Source organism: Maribacter confluentis (genome assembly GCF_030505015.1).
GTDB lineage: Bacteria > Bacteroidota > Bacteroidia > Flavobacteriales > Flavobacteriaceae > Maribacter > Maribacter sedimenticola.
Genome location: NZ_JAUKUC010000001.1, coordinates 726341 through 744242 on the forward strand (window position 1 = coordinate 726341; position 17902 = coordinate 744242).

Annotated in this window: 13 protein-coding genes; 10 read left to right on the forward strand and 3 right to left on the reverse strand. The window is 38.2% G+C overall.

What is annotated here, in order from left to right:
• Nucleotides 1-12: 12 nt before the first annotated feature.
• Together Q2T41_RS03285 and gyrA are read right to left on the reverse strand one after the other, a co-directional pair.
• Nucleotides 13-1275 (reverse strand): tetratricopeptide repeat protein, encoded by a 1263-nt coding sequence (locus Q2T41_RS03285; protein WP_304434939.1) that lies wholly within the window; start codon nucleotides 1273-1275, stop codon nucleotides 13-15.
• A gap of 39 nt (nucleotides 1276-1314) precedes the next feature.
• On the reverse strand, nucleotides 1315-3849 hold the full coding sequence (gene gyrA, locus Q2T41_RS03290) for a DNA gyrase subunit A (protein WP_089259842.1): 2535 nt from the start codon (nucleotides 3847-3849) through the stop codon (nucleotides 1315-1317).
• 258 nt (nucleotides 3850-4107) lie between these two features.
• On the opposite strand from gyrA, the gene Q2T41_RS03295 reads away from it, so the two are divergent.
• Nucleotides 4108-6660, forward strand: coding sequence for an ATP-dependent Clp protease ATP-binding subunit (locus Q2T41_RS03295; protein ID WP_089259841.1), 2553 nt, complete (start codon nucleotides 4108-4110; stop codon nucleotides 6658-6660).
• Between the two features lie 207 nt (nucleotides 6661-6867).
• A complete protein-coding gene (locus Q2T41_RS03300; RefSeq protein WP_304434940.1) occupies nucleotides 6868-7269 on the forward strand; it encodes an STAS/SEC14 domain-containing protein in 402 nt (133 codons plus the stop codon).
• 2 nt (nucleotides 7270-7271) lie between these two features.
• Here Q2T41_RS03300 and Q2T41_RS03305 read toward each other — a convergent pair whose 3' ends face one another.
• Nucleotides 7272-8825: an NAD(P)H-hydrate dehydratase gene (locus Q2T41_RS03305; protein WP_304434941.1), complete on the reverse strand. Its 1554-nt coding sequence runs from the start codon at nucleotides 8823-8825 to the stop codon at nucleotides 7272-7274.
• A 266-nt stretch (nucleotides 8826-9091) separates the two neighbouring features.
• Here Q2T41_RS03305 and thrA point away from each other — a divergent pair, with 266 nt between their 5' ends.
• The 8 genes from thrA to Q2T41_RS03345 all read left to right on the forward strand — a co-directional run bounded on the left by thrA (nucleotide 9092) and on the right by Q2T41_RS03345 (nucleotide 17849).
• Nucleotides 9092-11533: a bifunctional aspartate kinase/homoserine dehydrogenase I gene (gene thrA, locus Q2T41_RS03310; protein WP_304434942.1), complete on the forward strand. Its 2442-nt coding sequence runs from the start codon at nucleotides 9092-9094 to the stop codon at nucleotides 11531-11533.
• Between the two features lie 23 nt (nucleotides 11534-11556).
• Nucleotides 11557-12483: a homoserine kinase gene (locus tag Q2T41_RS03315; RefSeq protein WP_304434943.1), complete on the forward strand. Its 927-nt coding sequence runs from the start codon at nucleotides 11557-11559 to the stop codon at nucleotides 12481-12483.
• A gap of 36 nt (nucleotides 12484-12519) precedes the next feature.
• Nucleotides 12520-13815, forward strand: coding sequence for a threonine synthase (gene thrC / locus Q2T41_RS03320; protein ID WP_304434944.1), 1296 nt, complete (start codon nucleotides 12520-12522; stop codon nucleotides 13813-13815).
• 98 nt (nucleotides 13816-13913) lie between these two features.
• Complete coding sequence (gene gcvT / locus Q2T41_RS03325; RefSeq protein WP_304434945.1) at nucleotides 13914-15002, forward strand: glycine cleavage system aminomethyltransferase GcvT; 1089 nt, start codon at nucleotides 13914-13916, stop codon at nucleotides 15000-15002.
• Entirely contained in the window at nucleotides 14999-15913 is a 915-nt protein-coding gene (locus Q2T41_RS03330) for a glutaminase (protein ID WP_304434946.1), read from the forward strand. Before gcvT ends, Q2T41_RS03330 begins: the two co-directional genes overlap by 4 nt.
• Nucleotides 15910-16737 (forward strand): sugar nucleotide-binding protein, encoded by an 828-nt coding sequence (locus Q2T41_RS03335; protein ID WP_304434947.1) that lies wholly within the window; start codon nucleotides 15910-15912, stop codon nucleotides 16735-16737. The genes Q2T41_RS03330 and Q2T41_RS03335 overlap by 4 nt, the downstream gene beginning before the upstream one ends.
• Nucleotides 16738-16745: 8 nt before the next feature.
• Nucleotides 16746-17042, forward strand: a complete 297-nt coding sequence (locus tag Q2T41_RS03340; protein WP_089259832.1) for a 4a-hydroxytetrahydrobiopterin dehydratase — start codon at nucleotides 16746-16748, stop codon at nucleotides 17040-17042.
• Between the two features lie 96 nt (nucleotides 17043-17138).
• Entirely contained in the window at nucleotides 17139-17849 is a 711-nt protein-coding gene (locus tag Q2T41_RS03345) for a YebC/PmpR family DNA-binding transcriptional regulator (protein ID WP_304434948.1), read from the forward strand.
• Nucleotides 17850-17902: the final 53 nt, after the last annotated feature.

A 17902-nucleotide genomic window follows, 5' to 3' on the forward strand; every position in this document is an offset into this window, starting at 1 on the left:
AATTATAAAGGATTACTCTCCTAACATCTTTTTCATTTTCATGAAATTTTCATTGTCTCCCATTGCTCCATAAATATTCTTCAATTGGATCATGATATTTTCATTTTCAGGATTGGTCTTTAGTGCTTCTTCCAAAATATCTGCACCTTGCTTGAACAAACCATCTTTTTTCATCTTTAATTCATCATACTTAGCAATGTCCGCTCTTGAATTACCTAATGAATTCATTTCATCTATCATACCGTTACCCTCGTTTACATACGTAGTAGATAAGTTAAGATACGCATTGGTGTAACCTGGATCTATTTCAATTGCTTTTCTATAAGACTTTCTGGCATCATCATAATTTTCTTGCTCCATACTAATAACACCAACGTTGTAATGCAAATCCGCATTGTCCGGTGCCAAGGAAATGGCCTGTGCCATTAACTCTTTAAATTTCTCTTTGTCTCCTTGGTTGAAATAAAGATTGGCTTCGTTCAATATTAAATTAACATCTTCCGGATCGTTCTTTCTAGCTGCCTTATAAGCCTCCAAAGCTTTCTCGTCCTGTCCTAATTGCGTATAGATCAATGCGGTATTCTTTACGATTTCAGCTTTTTTAGAAGGTGTTTTTTCATCTATGGGATCTGTATATGTCCCTGATTTAACCATAAGGTCACGTTGAACCTTATCCATTTCCTCCACTTCACCAGATGCAGTGTTGGTAGCTTTATAAACTATACCACCCCCATCGTAACCGATTTCCTGTAGTTTGTTGTAGTAATCCAAAGCCATTTCATAATGACCTCCATTAACAGCACTACCGGCCGCATAATATAAATATGATGTATCCCTAGGACTAAGGGTATAGCTCATATATAATTTCTCTGCAGCTTCCTTAAATTTTTTGTTACCATTGTCACTTACCGCAGAATTTACCAAATCTGCCGTTAGCGCAGCCATATATTGCTCTGTTTCACCGGTATACTTTTGTTTACCGGAAGCCTCCTCAATTTCAATTACCTTTTTAAAAGCATCTGCTGATTGCTTAAACGCATCATTATTACCTTTTTTGGCCAAATCACTGTAAATTTTACCTTTTGTAAAATAATATTGAGCCTGCACTTTTTCATCTGCAGAAGCTATGGTTCCCGAAGCCGCATCAATAGCAGTTTGAGCCGCCTGCGCATCGCCACCTTTCAAAGCCTTTTCCGCAGCTTTTATTTCATTCTTTTGTGCAAACCCGACCATAGTAAAGGCCAAAGCCGCAACAAGTAAAATCCTATTCTTCATTTTTAATATATTAATTATTAGTGTTTAAAATTTAGATGTTTATTCTTCAGAATCATCCGGTGTATTCGTATCAAGCTCCGTGCCATTATCCGTATTTACCTCAATATCAAGTATTTCGGATTCTTCCAAATCATCTTCATCTTTCATGACTTTGGCAACAGCGGCAATGGAATCGTTCCCCTTAATATTAATTAACCTAACACCCTGGGTTGCTCTACCCATGACCCTTAAGTCTTCTACGCTCATACGAATTGCGATTCCGGATTTGTTGATAATCATAAGATCATCCGAATCCGTCACATTTTTAATGGCTACCAATCCTCCGGTCTTTTCGGTAACGCTTATGGTTTTGACCCCTTTACCACCTCTGTTTGTAATTCTGTAATCCTCAATACTTGATCGTTTACCATACCCTTTTTCAGAAACCACCAAAATCTCATCCTCAAAATTATGTACGGAAACCATACCGATTACCTCGTCCTCTTCATTTGCCAAGGTAATACCCCTTACACCAGAGGCATTTCTACCCATTGGCCTGGTCTTACTTTCTTCAAAACGGATTGCCTTTCCAGATTTAAGTCCTAAGAATATCTGACTTGAACCTGTGGTCAATTTAGCCTCTAACAATTCATCTCCGTCACGCACGGTAATTGCATTGATACCATTTTGCCTAGGCCTTGAATATTGTTCCAAAGATGTCTTTTTGACCACACCTTTTTTAGTGGCCATTATGACATAATGTCCGTTTATATACTCCTCATCCTTTAAATCTTGCGTACAGATAAATGCCTTGACACTATCATCCTGCTCAATATTGATCAAGTTCTGAATTGCCCTTCCTTTAGATGTTCTACTACCTTCTGGTATTTCAAATACACGCATCCAGAAACATTTTCCTTTTTGCGTAAAGAAGAGCATATATTGATGATTGGTACCTACGAACAGGTGTTCCAAGAAATCTTCATTTCTGGTAGAGGAGGCTTTTTGACCAACCCCGCCCCTGTTTTGCGTTTTATATTCTGACAAAGGTGTTCTTTTGATATAACCCGCATGAGAAATGGTAATGACCACTTGCTCGTCCGGGATCATATCTTCCATACTAAGATCACCACCAGCCAAATTTATTTCAGATCGTCTTTCATCACCGTACTTATCCTTTATCTCCAGCAATTCATCTTTGATGATCTGCATCCTACGCTCCTTTTTCTCAAGAATATCTTTCAAATCAGCAATTAATAGCATGATTTCCTCATATTCAGACCTTAGCTTGTCCTGTTCCAGACCGGTAAGTTGGCGCAATCTCATTTCAACGATTGCCTTGGCTTGGATTTCACTAAGCTTAAAGCGCTCGATCAAGTTGGCCCTAGCTTCTTCTGCATTGCTAGATGCCCTGATGATGGCAATTACTTCATCAATATTATCCGATGCAATGATCAACCCTTCCAGGATGTGTGCACGATCCTCTGCCTTTTTCAATTCAAACTGCGTTCGCCTAACCACCACTTCATGGCGGTGCTCAACGAAATAATGGATCATGTCCTTAATGTTCAACAATTCTGGCCTACCATTGACCAAAGCAATATTATTGACACTAAAAGAAGTCTGCAGCGCCGTATACTTATACAGCATGTTCAATACAATATTAGGTATTGCGTCTCTCTTTAAAATATAGACGATACGCATACCGTTACGATCAGACTCGTCACGTATATTGGATATGCCTTCAATTTTCTTTTCATTGACAAGATCGGCAGTCTTCTTGATCATGTCTGCCTTATTGACTTGATACGGAATTTCATGCACTACAATACATTCCCTTCCCTGTACTTCCTCAAAAGTAGCTTTGGCACGCATCATGACACGTCCCCTTCCTGTATGAAAGGCCTCCTTTACCCCATCATAACCATAGATAATACCACCGGTAGGAAAATCCGGTGCCTTGATATGGGTTATCAGCTCATCTATTTCAATATCATTATTGTCAATATAAGCTACCGTACCGTCAACAACTTCTGATAAATTATGTGGTGGCATATTGGTTGCCATACCTACCGCAATACCAGATGCACCGTTCACCAAAAGACTGGGAACCCTGGTTGGCAATACAGTAGGCTCCTTTAATGAATCATCAAAGTTTAATTGATAATCTACCGTCTCTTTTTCGATATCAATAAGCATGTCATCCGCAATCTTGCGCATACGGGCTTCCGTATAACGCATTGCAGCAGGGCTATCACCATCTATAGAACCAAAGTTTCCTTGCCCGTCCACAAGCATGTAACGCAAACTCCACTCTTGGGCCATACGCACCATTGCATCATAAACCGAGGTATCTCCATGGGGATGATACTTACCAAGAACCTCCCCGACAATACGGGCAGATTTTTTATGGGAGCTATTACTTCTAACCCCTAATTCATGCATTCCAAACAAAACCCTTCTGTGTACTGGCTTTAATCCGTCTCTAACATCCGGAAGAGCCCGTGACACAATGACCGACATTGAATAATCAATGTAGGCAGATTTCATTTCATCCTCAATATTAATAGGTATTAATTTTTCACCGTCTGCCATTTAAAATCTTCTGTTTTTTAATTAGTAAAAAAGCATGCCAATATACTTAAATCCTAGGCGTTATAAGAATAACTAAGTTTAATAATATTATAATTTATTAACAGTTAAGGCACAAATGTTAATTTTTAATTTATACGCATATTTTTTAACCGATAGACGCACATTTCAAGGGTTTTACAATAACTTTAACGATTATAGGTACGGTATTTGCCATTGATTGAAGGAGATTTAGTAATTTTATAGTTGATAATATAGTATATGGATGATAATTTTTCCCCAAGAGTTAAGGATGTAATTGCTTACAGCAAGGAAGAAGCATTGCGACTTGGTCACGATTTTATCGGAACCGAGCACCTTATGTTAGGGCTTCTTAGAGATGGAAACGGGAAGGCCATAAGCATTTTAGATGCATTGGAAGTTGATTTGGACCACTTACGAAGAAAAGTGGAAATTCTTAGTCCGTCCAACCCAAATGCTAGCGGCGTACAAAAAGATAAGAAAAACCTGCACTTAACGAGACAAGCGGAACGTGCCTTAAAAACAACTTTTTTAGAGGCTAAATTATTTCAGAGTTCCTCGATCAATACTGCACACCTCTTACTTTGTATCCTGAGAAATGAAAACGACCCTACAACCAAGCTTTTACATAAGTTAAAAGTTGATTATGACGGCGTAAAGGAACAGTTCAAGTTTATGATCACCAGTGATGACGATATGGTAGACGGCCCAACGGCCGAATCTTTCCCAAGTGATTCCGAAGAGACCAATGAAGGAAAGGAAAGTACATTTGGATCTACTGCAGGTCAAAAAGGAACCAAAAAATCCAAAACTCCGGTATTGGACAATTTTGGTAGGGACCTTACCCATATGGCCGAAGAAAACAAGTTGGACCCTGTCGTTGGTCGCGAAAAGGAAATTGAACGTGTTTCACAGATATTAAGCCGTAGAAAGAAAAACAATCCTTTGCTTATTGGCGAGCCCGGTGTTGGCAAAAGTGCCATAGCCGAAGGTTTGGCTTTGCGTATCGTCAACAAAAAGGTTTCAAGAATACTTTATAATAAAAGGGTGGTGACACTAGATTTGGCTTCCCTTGTTGCGGGTACAAAGTACCGTGGTCAGTTTGAGGAGCGAATGAAGGCGGTCATGAACGAACTTGAGAAGAACGATGATGTTATTTTGTTCATTGACGAAATTCATACCATTGTAGGTGCTGGTGGAGCCACCGGTAGCCTAGATGCTTCCAACATGTTTAAACCTGCCTTGGCAAGAGGTGAGATACAATGTATTGGTGCTACGACATTGGATGAATATAGACAGTATATTGAAAAGGACGGCGCTTTGGAAAGAAGGTTCCAAAAAGTAATCGTTGAACCAACTTCTATTGACGAAACCATAGAAATACTTCATAATATTAAAGGTAAGTATGAAGATCACCATAACGTGACCTATACCGATGAGGCCATTGTCGCCTGTGTTAAACTTACCAATAGATATATGACAGACCGTTTTCTTCCAGATAAGGCCATTGATGCCCTGGATGAGGCTGGCTCACGCGTGCACATTGTAAATATGGACGTTCCCAAACAAATTCTTGAACTGGAAAAGAAACTGGAAGATGTTCGTGAGCTAAAAAATAGCGTTGTCAAAAAACAAAAGTATGAAGAGGCAGCTAAATTGCGTGATGATGAAAAAAGTTTGGAAAAAGAACTTGCCATAGCACAAGAACGCTGGGAGGACGAAAGTAAACTCAATAAAGAAACCGTAAGTGAGGACAATGTTGCAGATGTGGTTTCCATGATGAGCGGTATACCCGTAAATAGGATTGCACAAACAGAAAGCAATAAATTGGCAGAATTGCCGCAGCTTATCAAATCTAATGTTATTGGCCAAGACGAAGCGGTTGCCAAAGTTTCCAAAGCTATTCAAAGAAATAGGGCTGGGCTTAAAGATCCCAATAAACCAATTGGCTCTTTTATCTTTTTAGGGCAGACCGGTGTAGGTAAGACACAATTGGCCAAGGTTCTGGCTAAGGAACTTTTTGACTCGGAAGATGCTCTTATCCGTATAGATATGAGTGAGTATATGGAGAAATTCGCCATTTCTAGATTGGTGGGTGCACCTCCAGGATATGTGGGTTACGAAGAAGGCGGACAGTTAACTGAAAAAGTTAGAAGAAAACCTTATTCTGTCATTCTATTGGACGAAGTAGAAAAGGCGCATCCAGATGTGTTCAATATGCTTTTACAAGTGCTTGATGATGGATTTTTAACCGATAGTCTGGGACGTAAGATTGACTTTAGAAATACGATCATTATTATGACCTCCAATATTGGAGCCAGACAATTAAAGGATTTTGGGCAAGGTGTAGGTTTTGGTACATCGGCAAAAAAATCTCAGGAAGACGCCCATCAAAAAGGAGTTATTGAAAATGCGTTGAAAAAAGCATTTGCTCCTGAGTTCTTGAACAGAATAGATGATGTTATCGTTTTCAATGCTTTGGAACGAGTTCATATACATCAAATCATTGATATTGAACTTGCAAAACTGTATAAGAGAATTAAGGATATAGGATATCATTTAAATCTTACAGACAATGCAAAAGATTATATAGCGGAAAAAGGTTTTGACAAACAATACGGTGCAAGACCACTAAAAAGGGCAATCCAAAAATATATAGAGGATGCATTGGCTGAAGAGATAGTAAATTCCAAACTTAAAGAAGGGGACAGTATTTATATTGACCTTGATAAAAAGACCGAGGAATTGACCATCGATATAAAAAAGGCTGAAGAGGAATCTCCCAAGACCTGATACAAGTATTAAATTACCTAAAAGAAAAGGAGTCCTACTTTGGACTCTTTTTTTGTGCAAAATTTATATGATTATGTAAGATTTGAAATACACGGATATCCGCTATACGCAGTACGTACGATATTTATGTGTTTTAACTAATATTTTGCCCCAGGAATACGCTTCAATTTACATTTGCTATAGACACACTATATTAATACAAGCCGAATGAAAGTTGGATCAACCAAAAAAAAGAAGGTAGTAGTACGCGAGTACGAATTGGAAATAGGAAAAATTCAAGTATTTGATAATTATATGGTATCCATCTTTAATGAAGGTGCAACCCTTACACTTGAACGAGCATATCAAATTATAGGCATCTCGGAAATCCATTTTAGGAATAAAAATTTTGGATTCATTAGTTTGCGCAAAAACTCATTTGCCATTGACCCTACCATTTATAACTATTTAAAGCAACTGGAGAACCTTAAAGCTTTTGCCATCGTTTCTGTAAAAGAAATAGATATGCATAACTTTAAGATTGAAAAATTGTTCTACAAAAAACCTATGAAGTTTTTTATAGAATACGACAACGCTTTAAAATGGGTAAAAAGAAGGGTTAGCTCATAAAACTATTGCTGAGCTTCCGGTTCCGCTTCACTAGGTTGGGGCTGTTCCGGAATCTGAAACAAATCAAGATATGCATTCCCTAAATTGGATATTAGGTCTGTTGCTACCATAGATTGATACCCTGTTTTTTCAACCGCTATATCCCCTGCTTTGCCATGCAGGTACACACCAAATACTGCGGCATTCAAAGCTGAATAACCTTGCGCCCGCAAGCCGGATATAATTCCCGTTAGTACATCTCCACTTCCCGCAGTGGCCATTCCAGGATTACCCGTAGTATTCACATACCCTTTCCCGTTTTGTACAACAATGGTATTTGCACCCTTTATAACCACTACACATTGGTGTTGGTCAGAGAATTTTTTGACCTTGTTCAATTTATCAAAATCGTTTTTCCATTTACCAATCAACCGTTCCAACTCTTTAGGATGTGGCGTCAATATAGTATCTTTTGGCAAGTGCTTAAGTAAGTCCTTATGTTTTGAGAGAATATTGATCGCATCAGCATCCAACACCAACGGCTTTTCATTGCTTTTTAAAAATGAGCCGAATGCCATAATGGTTTTATCATCAGTACCCATACCCATACCTACACCTATAATTGTAGGGTCAATCTCAAAGGTAATGTCGGTAATTATTTTTTCATCCTTATCCGTCAATACCATTATCTCTGGTAGCGAAGTCTGCAAAATAGAGTAGCCAACTGCGGGCAAATAGGCCGTAACCAACCCACAACCGGCATGCAAGGCCGCATTTGACGATAAACATACCGCGCCAATCTTACCATAACTTGCCCCAAGAATTAACACATGCCCATAAGTACCCTTATGGGCATATTTCTCTCGTGGTCTATAAACGGTCAACACTTCATTTTTACCAATTAATTCATATGCGGTTTCTGTAGAGCTTAAATAATCTACATCTAGCCCTATATCCAAGGCTTCCCATTGTTCTACGTAAGGACCGGATTCCGGTAAGAAAAAAGTAAGTTTAGGTGCCTGGAAGCTTAACACATAATTTGATTTTATGATAGCATCAAAATCTTTTGGACTTTGATCACTGAACAACCCCGAAGGAATGTCTATAGATAAAATAAAGGCTTGCGAATTATTAAGATGCTGAATTAATTTTATCACCCAAGCGTCAGGAGTTCTATTGATACCTATGCCAAAAATACCGTCAACAATAATATCATCCTTACCTATAACAGGCAATTCATCATCGGAATTCATAAAATTTGGCCAACATTTACGTTCCTTTAATCGTGCTAAATTGATTAAAAAATCTTCTGAACGTTTTTCGCTGTAGTTGACTACATAAACGGCAATATTGTAACCATGCTCCAACAAATGTCTAGCCAAGGCAATGCCATCTCCCCCATTATTGCCTATACCACAGAACAAATGTATTTTTACCGGGGCGCCTTGCATTCTTAAATGCATCCAATTAAATAATTGTAACGATGCGCGCTCCATTAACTCCTCACCGGCAATACCTTGTTTTTTCGTGGTAATCTGATCTGCCTTATATATTTGTTTTGCGCTAAATAACTTCATTCTTTATGCTATTTTGAACTAAAAAGTAACGATTCCGTAAAAAATTGTGGAATCATTTGATTAAGATACCAAATGTACTACTTTTGATTTTCAACCAATAGTATTATGGACTGCGAAAAAACAGACATAACAATTAATATTACTTCTGTAACCAATTGCTATGGTTCTACAACCGCATGGTTCACCCTTAGGGGTTAAAATCTATATATCTCCGTTTCCGTGTTTAACTACACCATATCTTTTTAAAAAGTCAATATTTCAATAGCATGAAAGTATTAAAATTTGGAGGTTCATCTGTAGCCAATCCTGAAAATATTATTAAAATAAAGAATATCATTTCCAAATATGAAGACCAAATTATTTTGGTCGTTTCTGCATTTGGGGGTGTAACGGACCATTTATTAGAAGCCGGTACGTTGGCATCTACACAAGATGAATCTTACAAAAAAGTGCTTGCCACTTTAGAGGAAAGACATTTAACGGCCACAAAACAATTACTGCCCGTAAATGCACAAAGCCGCGTTTTGAGTAAGGTAAAAAGTGAATTCAATGAATTGGAAACCTTATTGGAGGGTGCTTTCTATATTGGTGAGATTACCCCAAGACTTTCTGACAGAATCGTAAGTTTTGGAGAATTACTTTCCTCTTACATTATTAGTGAATACCTTAAAAGCGAGCAATTGGATGCGAAGTTCAAGGATAGTAGGGAAATTATCATTACCCAAAAACTGAACGGTAAGAATATGGTGAACTTTGCCAAGACGAATGCCAATTGTATAGCATATTTCAAGGCGAGCAATGCAAAAATAACAGTATGTCCCGGATTTATTTCCACCTCTGAAGAAGGAAATTCTACAACATTGGGAAGGGGAGGTTCTGATTATACCGCAGCAATATATGCCGCAGCACTTGATGCTGAAATTCTGGAAATATGGACAGATGTTAGCGGTATGTATACCGCCAATCCTAAAATGGTAAAACAAGCCAAAGCAATTCCCCATATTTCTTACGAAGAAGCCATGGAACTATCGCACTTTGGCGCCAAGGTACTATACCCACCCACTATACAACCTGTGCTATCCAAAGGTATATCCATTGTAATCAAAAACACCTTTGACCCAGAGGCCAATGGCACCCTGATTACCAAATCAAAAAATGAAAAGGGAAAGACGGTCAGAGGCATTAGCCATATAGGAAATATTGCATTAATTTCTCTGGAAGGTCCAGGTATGGTAGGTATACCAGGTATATCCAAACGTTTTTTTGAAGTACTTTCTCAAGCAGACATTAGCGTTGTCCTTATTACACAGGCTTCATCCGAACATTCTATTTGTGTAGGAATTTCAGCCGATGATGTTGAAAAAGCGGTTCAAATAGTAAATGAAGCTTTTGAATATGAAATAGAAAGGGGACGAATTAAAACGGTTATTCCCGAGAAAGATTTAGCTATTGTTGCTTTAGTGGGCGATAATATGAAAAGCCACCAAGGATTAAGTGGTAAAATGTTCAGCACACTTGGAAAGAACAATGTCAACATCCGCGTAATTGCACAAGGTGCCTCTGAAAGAAATATTTCATGTATCATAGATCAAAAGGATGTTAAAAAAGCTTTGAATGCCCTACATGAAGAATTCTTTGAAGAGAATATTAAACAACTGAACCTATTTGTAATGGGCGTTGGTAATGTAGGTGCAAAATTTCTTGAACAGATAAGGTCTCAACGTAAATTTTTGAAAGAGAACTTAAAATTGAACATTCGTGTTATTGGCATGTCCAACTCTAGAACCATGTTTTTTGACGAAAAGGGTATAGACCTAAATACATGGCAAGAAAAATTGGCAAATGGTCAAAAAGCAGACAAGTCCAAATTTCTTGAATTGGTGAATACGCTAAATTTCAGAAACAGCATATTTGTGGACAACACCGCAAGTGAAGATGTTTCAACTTCTTATAGCGAATATTTAGGCAATAGTATTTCCGTTGTTACCTGTAACAAAATTGCATGTTCTTCGGCCTATGAAAATTATGCCCATTTAAAATCCTTGGCAAGAAGCTATAATGCCCCATTTTTGTTTGAAACCAATGTTGGTGCAGGTTTACCTATAATTGACACGCTAAAGCACCTTATTGCTTCGGGCGATAAAATTTTAAAGATTCAAGCTGTACTGTCCGGTAGCCTAAACTTTGTGTTCAACAATTTTAACGATACCACAACTTTTCATGATGTGGTAAAACAGGCCCAGGAAGAAGGGTACACGGAACCGGACCCTAAAATAGATTTAAGCGGTGTAGACGTTATGCGCAAAATATTAATCTTGGCCAGGGAGAGTGGTAACGTACTGGAAATATCCGATATAAAAAATAATCCCTTTCTACCTGAAGAAAGCTTAAAGACCACTAATAACGAGGATTTCTTTGCTTCATTGATAAAGCACGAACCTCATTTCCAAAATCTCTATGCTAGCGCTAAAAATGCTGATAGTAAATTAAAATATGTTGCACAGTATGATAATGGTGTGGCCAGTGTAGGTCTACAAGAAATTCCAAAAGGCCATGATTTTTATAATTTGGAAGGTAGTGATAATATCGTTTTGTTCTATACGGAACGTTACCCTAACCAACCCATGATCATAAAAGGTGCAGGTGCAGGTGCCGATGTTACGGCTTCTGGTATATTTGCCGATATTATAAGAATAGGTAATTTTTAATTGACGTATAAATCGTTTTGACCATGAATGAGAACGAAGTTAAAGTCTTTTGTCCTGCTACAGTTGCGAACATATCTTGTGGATTTGATGTTTTGGGCGTTGCCCTGGATGCGGTAGGTGACGAAATGACCGTAAGAAAAGTTACTGAAAAGGGAATAAAAATTACCAAACTTAGCGGACAAGACCTTCCCAAGGAGACCTTAAACAATGTTGCCGGAGTTGCCGGTAATGCATTTTTGCTGGCTGCGGATTACGAAGGTGGTTTTGAAATAGAGATTAATAAAAAAATAAAACCTGGCAGTGGAATTGGCAGTAGTGCAGCAAGTTCTGCCGGTGCAGTCTGGGCCATGAACCATCTATTGGACTACCCTTTCAATAATACCGACCTGGTTAAATTTGCCATGGAAGGTGAACGGTTGGCAAGTGACGTTGCCCATGCGGATAATGTAGCCCCTGCCCTATTTGGTGGGTTTACCCTAGTGCGCAGCTACAGCCCGTTGGACATTATTACCATACCGGCACCATCAGAACTATTTATTACCATAATACATCCACAAATAGAAATTAAGACATCTGATTCCAGAAAAATCTTGAAAACAACAATTTCAATGGAAACAGGAATAAAACAATGGGGAAATGTTGGAGGTCTAATTGCAGGACTTTTTAAGGAGGACTACGCCCTTATCGGCAGATCTTTGGAAGATCATATTGTTGAACCCATACGTTCCATACTCATCCCCGGATTTGACGAGGTCAAAAAAACAGCTTTATCTGCCGGTGCCCTTGGCTCTGGAATTTCTGGGTCGGGACCATCCATATTTGCCTTTAGTAAAGGAAAAGAAACCGCCATCAAAGTCGGTAATGCCATGAAGTTGGTATATGATAAAATTGGCATTGCCTATGAGATCCATGTATCCAAAATTAATACGGACGGCGTACGTCCCCTTTAAAAATCTCACATTTTTATAACCTAAAAAATAGTCATCTTGAAATTCTATAGTTTAAATGGCAAAGCGCCAGTTGTATCATTTGATGTTGCCGTAGTCAACGGTATTGCCCCGGACAAAGGATTATATTTCCCAGAACAGATAAATTCCTTACCTAAGTCGTTTTTTGAGACTATTGAAAATTTATCCAATGAAGACATCGCCTTTACCGCCATTCGTCAATTCGTAGAAGAAACCATACCTGATGATATTCTTAGAGGTATTTTAAAAGAAGTGTTGGACTTTGATTTCCCTGTAGTCGATATAACTCCAAATATTGGCACCTTAGAACTTTTCCATGGCCCCACCATGGCCTTTAAAGATGTTGGCGCAAGATTTATGGCTCAATGCCTTGGTTATTTTTCACGGTCCCATAAACAAGAGGTTACCGTATTGGTCGCTACTTCCGGTGATACGGGAGGTGCAGTTGCCAATGGCTTTTTAGGCGTAGATGGAGTAAACGTGGTCATACTTTACCCAAGTGGAAAAGTCAGTGATATTCAAGAACGACAATTGACCACCTTAGGACAAAATATTACTGCCTTAGAGGTAGACGGCACTTTTGATGATTGCCAAGCAATGGTAAAAAATGCATTCTTGGACAAGGATTTGCTACAACATCTAAAATTAACATCGGCAAACTCTATCAATGTTGCCAGATGGCTTCCCCAACTATTTTATTTTTTATTTGCGTACAAGCAAGCGAAATCCAAAGGAAAGGACATTGTATTTTCTGTACCTTCTGGAAATTTTGGTAATATTTGTGCTGGTTTCGTGGCTCAACGTTTAGGAATGCCGGTTAAACATTTTATAGCCGCCACCAATGTAAACGATACCGTACCCCAATATATGATGACAAAGGAATATAGTCCAAAACCATCTACCGCTACCATATCAAATGCAATGGATGTTGGCGACCCAAGTAATTTCATCCGTATTCGTCATTTATTCCAAGATAATTATGAAACATTAAAGGATAACTTATCCTCCTACTCCTTTAATGATGTGCAAACCAAGCAAGCTTTGAAAGAAATATATGCTATTAACGGGTATATTGCCGACCCTCATGGTGCCGTAGGTTATTTAGGCTTAAGGAAATACCAAGAGCAACACCCAAATGTATATGGTATATTCCTGGAAACCGCACACCCTGTAAAGTTTCTGGATGTCGTTGAGGATACCCTAACGGAAAAACTGGAAATTCCTAGCCAGATATTACGGGTTATGGGCAAGAACAAAGCATCTATTAAAATTGCCACTTACCAAGATTTAAAGCAGTATTTGAAAAAATCATAAGCTAAAATTGTAGTTGACAATATTTTCCTAAATAGCTAATTTGTCAGAATTGCTTCTATTTATTTTCGATAAATTTGTAAGGTCGATAAATATAGAAGATGAAAAATACAGCACTTACTACAACACATGAATTGCTAGGGGCAAAAATGGTTCCTTTTGCCGGATACAATATGCCAGTTTCGTACGAAGGGGTAAATGCCGAACACGAAACGGTACGGAACGGTGTTGGGGTTTTTGATGTTTCGCACATGGGAGAATTTTTAATATCCGGTCCCAATGCATTGGACCTTATACAGCGTGTAACTTCCAACGATGCTTCAAAATTAACCATAGGAAGGGCACAATATAGCTGCATGCCCAATGAAACGGGTGGTATTGTAGATGATCTTATTGTTTATCGCATAAAGGATGATCAATATCTATTGGTCGTTAACGCTTCCAATATTGATAAGGATTGGGCACATATTGCTGCTTATAACAAGGAATTCAATGCAGATATGCGCAATATTTCTGAAGATTACTCCCTTCTTGCCATACAAGGTCCAAAAGCAGTTGAAGCTATGCAATCACTTACTTCCATTGACTTATCTACTATAAAATTTTATCATTTTGAGGTGGCTGATTTTGCCGGTATAGACCATGTTATTATTTCTGCAACGGGCTATACAGGCTCCGGTGGATTTGAAATTTATTGTAAGAACGAGGAGGTAAAACAAATTTGGGACAAGGTTTTTGAAGCGGGAGCCGAATTTGGAATAAAGCCGATCGGATTGGCCGCTAGGGACACCTTACGTTTGGAAATGGGGTATTGCCTATATGGAAATGATATTGATGATACAACTTCCCCATTTGAAGCAGGCTTGGGCTGGATCACTAAATTCACTAAGGATTTCGTCAATTCAGAGGCTCTGGAAAAAGAAAAGAAACACGGCCCGGAACGAAAATTGGTCGCTTTTGAATTGGATGAACGAGGTATACCAAGACATGGGTACGATATTGTAGATGGAAATGGAAAAACTATTGGTACCGTAACCTCCGGTACAATGTCCCCTTCTATGGGAACTGGTATAGGTTTAGGTTACGTACCTACGGTATTTTCAGCATACGGTAGCAAAATCCAAATCCAAATCCGAAAGAAGGCCATTCCTGCAACAGTGGTCAAATTGCCATTTTACAAAGCCAAATGATCGATTTTCAACACGTACTTGATACTATACATCAAACAGCACAAAAAACGGACGACCGAGGTAAAATAGCAGATTATATCCCAGAATTGGCAAAAGTGGATAAGTACAAGTTTGGTATTCATCTAGTGAACATGAACCAAGAGAATTTTAGTGCAGGTGATTCTAATGAGAGGTTTTCCATACAAAGTATTTCTAAAGTTTTTACCTTAACTATGGCACTTGGTTTAATTGGCGAAAAACTATGGACACGGGTAGATGTAGAACCTTCCGGTGACCCTTTTAACCATTTATCCTTGTTGGAGTTTGAAAAAGGAATTCCTAGAAACCCCTTTATAAATCCTGGTGCCATTGTTGTTGCCGACGTCTTGATATCCCATTTAAAAAATCCTAAGGATGAGTTTTTAGCTTTTGTTAGAAATATTGCGGATGATGAGACCATTGATTATAATAGTACAGTAGCCGCATCGGAAAAACAGACCGGGTTTCATAATTATGCAGCTGCCAATCTACTTAAATCGTTCAAGAATTTAGAAAACGATGTAGAGACCGTGCTCGATTTTTATTTTCATCAATGTTCACTTACAATGAGCTGCGCCCAATTAGCGAATACATTTTATTTATATATCAATAATGGACGGTGTAGAAGAAAGAACACCCATTTAACGAGCGGTCAGGTAAAACGTATCAATGCCTTAATGCTTACATGTGGTTTTTATGATGAAGCCGGTGAATTTGCCTTTGAAGTAGGACTACCCGGTAAGAGTGGTGTTGGCGGTGGCATAGTAGCACTGCACCCCAATAAATTTTGTGTCGCCACGTGGTCTCCGGGTTTAAATGAAAAAGGAAATTCCAAACTAGGTATGCTAGCTTTGGAAAAATTAACAACTGAAACAGAACTCTCCATTTTTTGAAATTAGATAATAAAAAAATATTAATCCTTGGTGGTAGTGGATTTATTGGGAATGCTATATATAAAGAGCTTTGCAATTATTTTGACACTTATGCCACCTATTGCCATGCCGCTAGTACATATGCGGACAACAAACAATTTATACACTATAATTTAGAAGAAGATGATATCGTAGAGCTATTGGAAGAACTACGGCCACAGATAATCATATCTGCATTACGGGGTAATTTTACGGCGCAGGTCATTGCACATGAGCATATATTGGAATATGTCACTAGAATGAATTGTAGAATATATTTTATATCATCTGCCAACGTTTTTGATGCCTATAGCAAGTATCCATCCTACGAAATGGACAAGACATTAAGCGAAAGTATTTTTGGCCGACTTAAGATAAGGATTGAGAATATGATGTTACGCTTACCTAAAGAGAAGATGGTAATACTAAGGGTACCCATGGTATTTGGCAACAGCTCTCCTAGAGTTCGTGAAATGAAAAAGGCCATTATAAACAATGAGCCTGTTGAGGTCTTCCCTAATTTAATTTTAAATGTAACCAATGACGATAAGGTAACCCAACAAATTCATTATCTTATCAATAGAAACAAAACTGGTATTTATCATTTGGGCAGTAATGACCTAACACACCATGAAGATTTTATAAAAGAAATTCTGGAACGTGTAGGAAATTTTAACCCAATCTTAAAAAGGGTATATACGACCAATGAAGACAGATATTTGGCCGTACTGCCCAAAACAAATAAATTACCTAAAAATTTACAGTTTACGTATCAGGATATAATTGATCATCACGTACTTAATTAAAAAATCATATGAAAGAAATAGAAAAATTCACAGATGAACAAATTGCCGACTATCTAGGACAATTAGATGGTTGGGAATATATAGACGGGGCCATAGAAACTACGTTTGAATTCAAGGATTTCAAAGAAGCGTTTTCCGTTATGACCCACATTGCTTTTGAATGTGAAGCACAAAATCATCACCCAGATTGGAGCAATGTATACAAAACATTGAATATTAGGCTAAGTACCCATGACGCCAATGGGGTCACTGAAAAAGATTTTGTTCTTGCACGGACAATTGAGGATATTATTGAAAGCGAATAATCACAAATTAACATGTAAACCCTATTTGTACGGACAGTGGTCTTCAAATTTTTGAACATCGACTGTTTTTGTACATTTGTCTTAAAATAATTTACCATGGGAAGAGCTTTTGAGTTTAGAAAAGCACGTAAAATGAAAAGATGGTCTGCCATGTCCAAAGCCTTTACTCGTATAGGTAAGGATATTGTTATGGCCGTAAAGGAAGGCGGACCCGATCCAGACTCCAATGCACGTCTTAGAGCGGTCATACAGAATGCCAAGTCCGTAAATATGCCAAAAGACAATGTTGAACGCGCCATTAAAAGGGCTAGTGACAAAAGTCTTGGGGATTATAAAGAAGTATTGTTTGAGGGCTATGCACCACATGGTATTGCCATATTGGTAGAAACCGCTACCGACAATAATACAAGGACAGTGGCCAATGTAAGAAGTTATTTTAATAAATGTAACGGTAATTTGGGCACCTCGGGATCTGTAGAATTTATGTTTGACCATACGTGCAACTTTAGGATCCCTGCCGAAGGTATTGACCCAGAAGAACTAGAATTGGAACTGATAGATTTTGGTGCAGAAGAAGTGTTCGTTGATGATGACGGAATTTTGATTTATGGCCCCTTTGAAAGCTTTGGAGCATTGCAAAAAGAATTGGAAAACCGAGAAATAGAAATATTATCATCTGGTTTTGAAAGGATACCACAGGTAACCAAAGCTTTATCTGAAGAAGAGGCTGCTGATGTGGAGAAACTTTTAGAAAAGTTGGAAGAGGATGATGACGTACAAAACGTATACCATTCTATGGAGGAATAAATTTTTATAGAATGTAAGCAATAAAAAAGGAGACCAATATGGTCTCCTTTTTA

Excerpts from the sequence above, each read along its gene's own strand:
- thrA (WP_304434942.1), top strand. The coding sequence starts at position 9,092 with ATGAAAGTATTAAAATTTGGAGGTTCATCTGTAGCCAATCCTGAAAAT.
- Q2T41_RS03315 (WP_304434943.1), top strand. The coding sequence starts at position 11,557 with ATGAATGAGAACGAAGTTAAAGTCTTTTGTCCTGCTACAGTTGCGAAC.
- Q2T41_RS03300 (WP_304434940.1), top strand. The coding sequence starts at position 6,868 with ATGAAAGTTGGATCAACCAAAAAAAAGAAGGTAGTAGTACGCGAGTAC.
- Q2T41_RS03285 (WP_304434939.1), bottom strand. The coding sequence starts at position 1,275 with ATGAAGAATAGGATTTTACTTGTTGCGGCTTTGGCCTTTACTATGGTC.
- Q2T41_RS03340 (WP_089259832.1), top strand. The coding sequence starts at position 16,746 with ATGAAAGAAATAGAAAAATTCACAGATGAACAAATTGCCGACTATCTA.
- gyrA (WP_089259842.1), bottom strand. The coding sequence starts at position 3,849 with ATGGCAGACGGTGAAAAATTAATACCTATTAATATTGAGGATGAAATG.
- Q2T41_RS03305 (WP_304434941.1), bottom strand. The coding sequence starts at position 8,825 with ATGAAGTTATTTAGCGCAAAACAAATATATAAGGCAGATCAGATTACC.
- Q2T41_RS03345 (WP_304434948.1), top strand. The coding sequence starts at position 17,139 with ATGGGAAGAGCTTTTGAGTTTAGAAAAGCACGTAAAATGAAAAGATGG.
- Q2T41_RS03295 (WP_089259841.1), top strand. The coding sequence starts at position 4,108 with ATGGATGATAATTTTTCCCCAAGAGTTAAGGATGTAATTGCTTACAGC.
- gcvT (WP_304434945.1), top strand. The coding sequence starts at position 13,914 with ATGAAAAATACAGCACTTACTACAACACATGAATTGCTAGGGGCAAAA.
- Q2T41_RS03330 (WP_304434946.1), top strand. The coding sequence starts at position 14,999 with ATGATCGATTTTCAACACGTACTTGATACTATACATCAAACAGCACAA.